Origin of the sequence: Acinetobacter sp. SwsAc5, from assembly GCF_013391485.1 — a bacterium.
In the GTDB taxonomy this organism is placed as follows: Bacteria; Pseudomonadota; Gammaproteobacteria; order Pseudomonadales; family Moraxellaceae; genus Acinetobacter; species Acinetobacter towneri.
On record NZ_JACAXD010000044.1, the window covers coordinates 1 to 8,544 of the forward strand.

9 protein-coding genes and 1 pseudogene are annotated in these 8,544 nt (G+C 41.8%); 9 read left to right on the forward strand and 1 reads right to left on the reverse strand.

The window, feature by feature from the left end:
* Positions 1-131: 131 nt before the first annotated feature.
* The 8 genes and pseudogenes from pilM to HYG89_RS15315 all read left to right on the forward strand — a co-directional run.
* Positions 132-881: pseudogene (gene pilM / locus HYG89_RS15280) on the forward strand (type IV pilus assembly protein PilM); the annotation flags it as partial.
* The gene (locus tag HYG89_RS15285; protein ID WP_004974461.1) at positions 881-1,516 is read left to right on the forward strand and encodes a PilN domain-containing protein; all 636 of its coding nucleotides are present in this window, start codon (positions 881-883) and stop codon (positions 1,514-1,516) included. The pseudogene pilM and the gene HYG89_RS15285, both read left to right, overlap by 1 nt.
* The gene (locus tag HYG89_RS15290) at positions 1,513-2,283 is read left to right on the forward strand and encodes a type 4a pilus biogenesis protein PilO (RefSeq protein WP_131260644.1); all 771 of its coding nucleotides are present in this window, start codon (positions 1,513-1,515) and stop codon (positions 2,281-2,283) included. The genes HYG89_RS15285 and HYG89_RS15290 overlap by 4 nt, the downstream gene beginning before the upstream one ends.
* The gene (locus tag HYG89_RS15295; RefSeq protein ID WP_104852650.1) at positions 2,280-2,804 is read left to right on the forward strand and encodes a pilus assembly protein PilP; all 525 of its coding nucleotides are present in this window, start codon (positions 2,280-2,282) and stop codon (positions 2,802-2,804) included. Before HYG89_RS15290 ends, HYG89_RS15295 begins: the two co-directional genes overlap by 4 nt.
* Positions 2,805-2,864: 60 nt before the next feature.
* Complete coding sequence (locus HYG89_RS15300; protein ID WP_178868297.1) at positions 2,865-5,015, forward strand: type IV pilus secretin PilQ; 2,151 nt, start codon at positions 2,865-2,867, stop codon at positions 5,013-5,015.
* 37 nt (positions 5,016-5,052) lie between these two features.
* The gene (gene aroK / locus HYG89_RS15305; RefSeq protein WP_178868291.1) at positions 5,053-5,583 is read left to right on the forward strand and encodes a shikimate kinase AroK; all 531 of its coding nucleotides are present in this window, start codon (positions 5,053-5,055) and stop codon (positions 5,581-5,583) included.
* A gap of 30 nt (positions 5,584-5,613) precedes the next feature.
* Positions 5,614-6,693, forward strand: a complete 1,080-nt coding sequence (aroB, locus tag HYG89_RS15310) for a 3-dehydroquinate synthase (RefSeq protein ID WP_178868293.1) — start codon at positions 5,614-5,616, stop codon at positions 6,691-6,693.
* Positions 6,694-6,703: 10 nt separating this feature from the next.
* Positions 6,704-7,549: a hypothetical protein gene (locus tag HYG89_RS15315; protein WP_178868295.1), complete on the forward strand. Its 846-nt coding sequence runs from the start codon at positions 6,704-6,706 to the stop codon at positions 7,547-7,549.
* A gap of 58 nt (positions 7,550-7,607) precedes the next feature.
* Here the strand turns inward: HYG89_RS15315 and tnpA are convergent, their stop codons facing one another.
* Entirely contained in the window at positions 7,608-8,006 is a 399-nt protein-coding gene (gene tnpA / locus HYG89_RS15320; RefSeq protein WP_178319366.1) for an IS200/IS605 family transposase, read from the reverse strand.
* Positions 8,007-8,045: 39 nt separating this feature from the next.
* Between tnpA and HYG89_RS15325 the strand changes: the two genes are divergently transcribed.
* The gene (locus HYG89_RS15325) at positions 8,046-8,450 is read left to right on the forward strand and encodes a helix-turn-helix domain-containing protein (RefSeq protein ID WP_256734032.1); all 405 of its coding nucleotides are present in this window, start codon (positions 8,046-8,048) and stop codon (positions 8,448-8,450) included.
* The last annotated feature ends 94 nt before the right edge of the window (positions 8,451-8,544 follow it).

An 8,544-nucleotide genomic window follows, 5' to 3' on the forward strand; every position in this document is an offset into this window, starting at 1 on the left:
TCAGGTGAATGAGATTCATGCACGTGTAGCAGTCCTCAACAGATTTACGGAATTAGGTCGACCAGTTACCCAAGTTACGCCTTAAATTTGGCTCAATTAGGGGCGCTTTGCATTTCAAATCTTTGTGGTGTGAAGTTCAAATTCGTATGGACGCCGAGCAATATATTCCATTCCCATTAGATGAAGTCAGCCTAGACTTTGAAGTCCAACCAGACCGTTTAGCCAATCCAAACCGAGTCAATGTGTTACTGGTTGCAACACGTTTAGAAAACGTAGAAGCACGAGTAGAAGCATTGGAGTTGGGCGGCTTGACAGCCAAAATTGCCGATGTCGAAAGTTTTGCCATCGAAAATGCCTTTAAAGTGTTCTCCGATACCCTGCCAATGGGTGTGAACACCATTGGTATTTTGGATATTGGTCATACCATGACCACCTTGTCGGTACTGCAAAATAACAAAATTATTTATACCCGCGAGCAAACCTTTGGCGGTAAGCAGCTGACACAAGAAATTCAAAACCGTTATGGTTTGTCGTATGAAGAAGCAGGGCGTGCGAAAAAAAGCCGTACTTTGCCAGATGACTACGATGTAGAAGTGCTCGAACCGTTCTTAGAAGCGGTGGTGCAACAAGCTGCACGTTCATTGCAGTTCTTTTTCTCATCTTCACAATTTAACGAAATTGATCACATTTTATTGGCAGGGGGGAATGCCAATATTCCAGGTCTTGCGAAATTGTTGCAGCAAAAACTGGGCTACCGTGTGACCATTGCCAATCCATTCTTGCAAATGGGCTTCTCTCCACAAATCGACATTAAAAGAATTGAAAGTGATGCACCGTCATTGATGGTGGCATGTGGTTTAGCAATGAGGAGTTTTGATTAATGGCAAAGATTAACTTACTCCCTTGGCGCGATGAGCTAAGAGAAAAACGTAAAAAAGAATTTATTGTATTTTGTATTGCAGCGGCTGCTGTTGGGGTGTTATTGGTGGCTTTGGCGTGGTTCTTCTACAACGCGAAGTTACAAGATCAAGAACAAGCCAATCAATTGGTGATCAGTACCAACCAAAACCTAGATGTACAATTAAAATCTTTAGAAGGCTTGCAAGAACAGCGTAATGCCATTGTTGAGCGCATGAAGCTTATTCAGGGCTTACAAAGTCAGCGTCCAATTGCCGTGCGTTTGGTGGATGAATTGGTGCGTGTGACACCAAGCAATATGTACTTAACCAAAGTGAGCCGTACAGGCAATAAATTCACTTTTGAAGGCAAGGCTGAAAGTCCAAATACTGTGGCTGAATTCTTGCGTAATTTGGAAGCATCGCCGTGGTATCGCAATGCATTTATGAATTCATTCTTAGCCAAAGAAGAAAATAAAGATAAAGCACCAAGCTCTGTGGTTCCTCGTGTAGAGGAAAGTTACGGTACTTTTGTAGTAACTTCAGATTTAGAAGAAATTGCAATTCCAGTAACACCAACAGAATCTAATTCAACATCAGCAGCGGGGGCAGCACAATGAGTCTCGATGAATTTGATGAAGTAAATCAGGATGCTGCTGTTGCTCCGAAAAAGAAAATGACAGTTGAAAAGTTTTTTCAACAGTTCAATACCCTAGATCCTAACAATTATGGTGCTTGGCCACTTTCGGTCAAAATTACCTGCTGGATTTTTATTATTTTCCTGATTCTAGCTTTAGGTTACTTTGTCGTAATCAAGCCAAAGTTAGATGCCATTGCAGCAGCACATACACAAGAACAAAACTTGTTAAATGAGTTCCGTGAAAAAGATTCTAAATTGCGTAATTTGCAGCAATACCAAGCGCAATTACAAGAAATGGAAGCGAACTTTAACCAACAACTTGAACAATTGCCAAAAGAAACTGAAATTCCAGGTTTAGTTGAAGATATTAACGTCACAGGCGTGAATTCAGGTTTGAAGTTTAAAAACATTCGTTTAGAGAATGAAATTAAACAAGAGTTCTTTATTGAACAGCCAATTTCAATTGAAGCGACAGGCGATTATCATGCCTTTGGTTCATTCGTAAGCGGTACAGCAGCATTGCCACGTATTGTGACCATGCACGACTTTGAAATTGTGGCGACTGAAAATAAAGACAAGAAAACCGATATTCCGCAAGTAACCTATAAAGCGCAAGCAAAAACTTATCGTTATGTAGGCAGTGCAGATGCGCAAACTACAATGGAAAGCAGTGCAACCGATACTGCTGCGAATAGCGAGAAGAGTAATAAAAGAGTAAATAATACTGCGAAAAGGGGTAAAAAATGAAAATTGAAAAGCTTTCGTTAGCCCTGTTGGCAACTGTATTAATGGTTGGTTGTGATTCACGGATTGATGCAGTCAATGCACAAATGGCTGAAATTCGTAATCAGCCACCACTACCCATTGAACCTGCACCTGTGTTTGAGCCTGCACCAACCTTTAACTATGCAGCACACCAGCTCAAAAGCCCATTTATGCCAAGTTCATTGGCGGCAGAGCTTAAAATTATGGCAGGGAAGCGCGTTTATCCGAACCTTGCTCGCCAGCTACAACCACTGGAAAATTACGCACTTGAGTCACTGACCATGAAAGGCAGTATGCGTCAAAATGGTCAAATTTTGGCATTGATTCAAACACCTGATGGTGAAATTGAGCGTATCCAGCGTGGTAGCTATATGGGGGTAAATCATGGTCGTGTGGTGAATATTACACCTACACAAATTGATTTAATCGAAATTATTCCAGATGGTCGTGAAGGTTATGTAGAACGTCCAAGAAGTTTAGTTTTAATTGGGCCTGCGCCATAAATTAAAGGAATAAAAATGAATAACAGTGTGAAAGATTTTATTTTTGGGGATGGTAATACAATGAACAATTTGTTCCGTCAGTTTTCAATAGGCGCAGTCGCAATGGCAGTGATGCAAGTTGCCAATGCCCAAGTCAGCATTACCAACATCGTACCCATGCAAATTCCGGGACAGGGCACCGAAATTCGTGTCATGTTTAATGGTTTGCCGCCTCAACCTGCAGCATATCAACTGGAACAACCTTCCCGCTTGATTTTAGATTTTGATAAAGCGCAACAAACGCTGAAGCAAAACAGCGTTGCAGTCGCAACCAAAGAAGCCAGCTCTGTAGAGGTGAGCTCAGATGCACAGCGTTCACGTTTAACTGTGAACTTGGCCGATGCGGGCGCATTTACCACGCGTGTTGAAGGCAACACCTTTATTTTAAAAATCAACTCAACAACGGCAACCCCTGTGGCTGCCGTGACTGCCCAACGTAGTGCGCAAGGTGTATCCAATATTGGTTTCCAGCGTGGCGGTGAAGGCGAAGGTCAGGTGGTGATTGATCTACTCGGTAGCAATACGCCTGTAGATGTGCAGCAGCAAGGCAGCAAAATTGTGGTGCGTACTTTAGGCAATAAAGTACCAACACATTTGGCACGCCGTTTAAATGTAAATGATTTTGCAACACCTGTTTCGACCATTGATGCACACAGTGATGGCAGCAATGGCGTGATTACTATTCAGGCTGCAGGCAGCTATGAATATATGGCATATCAAGCAGAAGACAAACTAACGATCAGCCTCAAACGCCCGGTTGATAAAAACCCGTTAAAACTTCGTGCAGCGCAAAGCTATACAGGCAAAAAGATTTCACTAGATTTCCAAGACATCGAAGTGCGTCGTGTATTGCAGTTATTGGCTGATTTTACAGGCATTAACATGGTGGCAGCAGACACCGTGCAAGGCAACATTACCTTACGCTTAAAAGATGTACCTTGGGATCAGGCGTTAGACATTATCCTGAAAACCAAAAACTTAGATAAGCGTCGTAATGGCAACGTGATCTGGATTGCGCCTGTTTCTGAATTGATTAAAGCCGAAGAAGAAGAAGCCAAAGCGATTGCACAAAGTGTCAAACTGGCGCCACTACAAACTGAATATATTCAATTGAACTATGCCAAAGCGGCAGATATTGAAAAGTTGATTACTGAAGGGCGTAACTCGAAAAATAGTAGTAATACATCTAATAGTAACAATAATGCAAATAATACAGTAGATCCGCTTGGTGATAGTGTTGGTAGTTTGCTTAGCCCAAGAGGAACAGTATCGGTAGACCCCCGGACCAATACCTTAATCATTAACGATACTTCAGCAAAAATTGATCAGATTCGTCAAATGATTGATTTGCTGGATGTGTCTGTGAAGCAAGTGATGATTGAAGCGCGCATTGTTCGTGCAACCACAGATTTCACCAAGGAAATGGGGGTGAAGTGGGGCATCTTGTCACAAGGGATTACCAATAATAATCACTTGTTGGTGGGTGGAAGTGATACAACTCTTTGGGATTTGCGTACACCAGAATATAAGCAAGAAGCAGGTGTAGGAACTTGGAAGTATGAAATTGAGCGTCCACAAAACTTGAATGTCGATTTAGGTGTAACTGCTGAAGGTGCGAGTCGTATTGCATTTGGTTTGATTAGTTTGTCTGACTTTATGCTAGATTTGGAATTGTCTGCTCTGCAAGCAGATGGCTATGGTGAAGTGATTTCAACACCAAAAGTTCTGACTGCAGATAAACAAAAGGCTAAAGTTGCATCAGGGCAACAAATTCCATATCGATCGACTGGTGATAATGGTCAGGCAACGACTGAATTTAAAGATGCATTATTGAGCTTAGAGGTAACCCCGAGTATTACTCCTGATGGTAGAGTTCAGATGAATTTGGATGTAAATAGTGATTCACCTGGTCAAGTTACTCCAGATGGTAATATTGCGATTAATAAAAACTTCGTGAACACTAATGTCTTGGTAGATAATGGTGAAACTGTGGTCTTGGGGGGGATTTTTGAGCAACAAACTGCCAATGCACAAACCAAGGTTCCATTCTTGGGCGATATTCCTTATATCGGACGTTTATTCCGTAAAGATATCAAGTCGGACAACAAACGTGAGTTGCTGATTTTTGTTACACCACGAATTGTTAATGACAGTGTTTCAAGAAATCATTAATATATTTTCAATTTAAACAAAATTTATAGGTGACTCCTTGCTAAGCAAAGAGTTTGACACCCTACCAAATATCTATTTGGTAGGGCCGATGGGGGCAGGCAAGACCACTGTAGGACGCCATTTGGCGGAATTGTTAGGGCGTGAATTTCTAGACAGTGATCATGAAATTGAACGCAAAACTGGCGCTACGATTCCTTGGATCTTTGAAAAAGAAGGCGAACAAGGGTTTCGTTGTCGTGAAACAGCGGTCATTGATGAGTTAACCACACGGCATAAACTTGTACTTGCTACAGGTGGTGGTGCGGTGACTCAAGCCCCGAATCGAGACTTCTTAAAACAACGTGGTATTGTTGTTTATCTATATACCCCTGTCGAAATTCAACTTCAGCGAACCTATCGCGATAAAAACCGTCCTTTACTTCAAGTCGAAAACCCCGAACAAAGATTACGTGATTTGCTTGCAGTGCGTGATCCGTTGTATCGTGAGGTGGCACATTATATTATCGAAACTAATCAGGGTGCTGCGCGTGATTTGGCGCAAAAAATCTTAAATACGATTGTTTCATAGCAAATATCTTAGGTAGAAAGCGACTTTTTCATGCAGACTTTACACGTTGAACTTGGCGATCGCCGTTACCCAATTTTTATTGGCAGTGATCTTCAGCCCCAAGAATTACTTGCACCTTATATTAAAGGTCAGCAAGTCATGATTGTGACCAATACCACGGTTGCACCTTTGTATTTAAGTCATTATGTGACGGCTGTTGAAGCACTGGGCAAGAAAGTGGCAACCTGTATTTTGCCTGATGGAGAAAAATACAAAGATATTCAGCATCTCACCCTTATTTTTGATGCCTTGCTGGAAGCTGGTTTTAACCGTGATTGTACGGTGCTGGCTTTGGGCGGTGGCGTGATTGGAGATATGGCAGGTTTTGCTTCGGCAAGCTTTCAGCGTGGGGTGTACTTCGTTCAAGTACCAACTACTTTACTGTCACAAGTTGATTCCAGTGTCGGTGGCAAAACAGGGATTAATCATCCACTGGGTAAAAACATGATTGGTGCATTTCAGCAGCCCCAAGTGGTGCTGGCCGATATGTCGCAACTGAATACTTTACCTGAGCGTGAGTTGTCTGCAGGCCTAGCCGAAGTCATTAAATATGCGCTTTTGGGTGATGTCGAGTTTCTAGAATGGCTTGAAACGCACATGGAAGCATTAGTGGCGCGTGATCCTGCTGTACTGGCAGAAGCGGTATATCGTTCATGTGCACATAAAGCGCGTATTGTTGCCAATGATGAAAAAGAGCAAGGTGAACGCGCTTTATTGAATCTTGGGCATACTTTTGGGCACGCAATTGAATCTTATTTGGGTTATGGTGAATGGTTACACGGTGAAGCTGTTGCGACAGGGATGGTAATGGCAGCCGATTTATCACAGCGTATGGGCTGGATTTCTGCCGAAGATGTAGAGCGTACAAAAAATATCATTTCTCGCGCCAATTTACCGATAGTATGTCCGCAAATTCCACTGGATCAGTTTTTGGCTTATATGGCACACGATAAAAAAGTGCTGAATGGTCAATTACGTTTGGTGCTCATGAAGCAATTGGGTCAAGCCATCATCACCAAAGAGTTTGACTTAGAATTGATGAAACAGGCGATTTTAGCCAATCAAGCATAAAAGGCAGCATATGACAGCACTGCGTACACACTGGCAAAAAATTCAACAGTCAATTTGGTTGCTGGGCGCGGTGCTGTGTTTATTGGCGGCACTGATTTTTTGGGCGGTGACTGACCGTGAAGAACTGGTTGAAATTGAAAAACAACCAGAGTCTGAAATTGAATTACAAATTCAACCCGAAAAGGTTGCTGCAACCACCTATTTGGGTGGCTTGCAAGAAGAAGTCCGCCCTTTGGAACTCACCACGCGTTTAACGGCTTCTGGTTTGCATGAGGCTGAGTTTCGCGGTACTAAATTTATTCAGGAACAAAAAAATAACAGCACGATTGAACTGTTTCGAGTTAATGATGAAAATATCATTAAAAGTTTTATTAAAAAGCAAACAGATCGTAGCAAGCTGTTTTATATTCGTTTAAGCGGTGAGGGGCAGGCAGAACAATATGTGATGTTATATGGCAGTTTTGGCAATAAACGTGACGCTGCACAGACCTTGACCGCACTGCCATTCAAATTTCCTGAAACGATTCAGCCTGTTGTGGTGCAATTTGCTGACTATCGTCCTTATGTCAATGACTTAGGGGCGGATGAAATGGGGCAGAGTACTAAGTTATATGCGGTAAACTTACGTCCTGCAGTTGTGCCTAAAATAGATGAAAGTGCTTTGGCACGTCCACCTGCAACCACAACGACTGCACCGACTACGCAGGCAGTTGCACCGCAAAATAGTACCACCAGCACTACAATTACCCGCCGTGATCAGGAGGGTAATGTCGTTGATGTACAAAAATCACAAAGTGGTACAGCACCTGCTCAGCCAGATGCACCTGAACCTGAAGTGCGCGATCCTTTTAACTAATGTGCGGAATTCTCCATCTATAATCTGTGATTTAGATGGAGATGGATAGCACGCTATTTCATTCAGGTCTTTCTTGGTTTTGGATGTATTCCCGAATTACATCAATTGTAGCCCCGCCTGTTGTGAGTAGACAGTATGCTCTCGTCCAAAGTACAGGCTTCCAATAATACGGTTTTAGTTCTTCCTCAAATTCTTTGCGTATCAGTCGGCTTGACACTGTTTTTAGATTGTTAATGAATTTGCTTGGCATGATATTCGGGTGCATATCTAACAATATATGGACATGATCGGCTTCACCATTGAACTCGATCAAGTCAATTTCCCAATCGGTACAGTTCTTTTTTATGATTTCTTCAAGCCGATTGAGCATTTCATTTGAAAGGCATTTCTTGCGATATTTTGTTACTAACACTAAATGATATGTGAGCTTATAAACACAGTGATAATGTGATTTCATTATATTTACACTAAGCAATTAATTTGTTAAATTATAACCATGAAACAACCTTTTTTGAAAGCGTATAAATATCGCATCTATCCAAATTCTCAACAGAAAGTGCAGTTTGAAAAGCACTTCGGATGCACTCGCTTTATTTTCAATTGGGCTTTAGCTCTTCAAACCAAAGCCCATTCAGAAACTCAAAAATTATTATCAAAAAAGGATATTCAAGACCAATTGGTTGCAATGAAGAAGCAACCTGAATTTGAATGGTTGAATGAAGTAAACAGTCAATCACTTCTTAGTGGATTACTTCATCTGCATACCGCTTATAACAATTTCTTTCAGCGATTGAAGAAAGGCAAGATTGAGTTTAGGAAGATTAAAGGCTACAAGCCAAAACCTGATGAAAAACGCCCATTGAGTCATATTGTTAGCGGCAGTGTAAAAATGACCCCCTAATGGCATTTAAAAACTGACCCCCTTGGTTAATATAGCGGTCATTTTGGACTGCTCAACATGTTAACTTTGGAGCAAGCAGTGACAATCCAAATAC

Coding starts and splice junctions, on each gene's coding strand:
- HYG89_RS15285 (WP_004974461.1), top strand. CDS start 881: ATGGCAAAGATTAACTTACTCCCTTGGCGCGATGAGCTAAGAGAAAAA.
- HYG89_RS15290 (WP_131260644.1), top strand. CDS start 1,513: ATGAGTCTCGATGAATTTGATGAAGTAAATCAGGATGCTGCTGTTGCT.
- HYG89_RS15295 (WP_104852650.1), top strand. CDS start 2,280: ATGAAAATTGAAAAGCTTTCGTTAGCCCTGTTGGCAACTGTATTAATG.
- HYG89_RS15300 (WP_178868297.1), top strand. CDS start 2,865: ATGAACAATTTGTTCCGTCAGTTTTCAATAGGCGCAGTCGCAATGGCA.
- aroB (WP_178868293.1), top strand. CDS start 5,614: ATGCAGACTTTACACGTTGAACTTGGCGATCGCCGTTACCCAATTTTT.
- HYG89_RS15315 (WP_178868295.1), top strand. CDS start 6,704: ATGACAGCACTGCGTACACACTGGCAAAAAATTCAACAGTCAATTTGG.
- tnpA (WP_178319366.1), bottom strand. CDS start 8,006: ATGAAATCACATTATCACTGTGTTTATAAGCTCACATATCATTTAGTG.
- HYG89_RS15325 (WP_256734032.1), top strand. CDS start 8,046: ATGAAACAACCTTTTTTGAAAGCGTATAAATATCGCATCTATCCAAAT.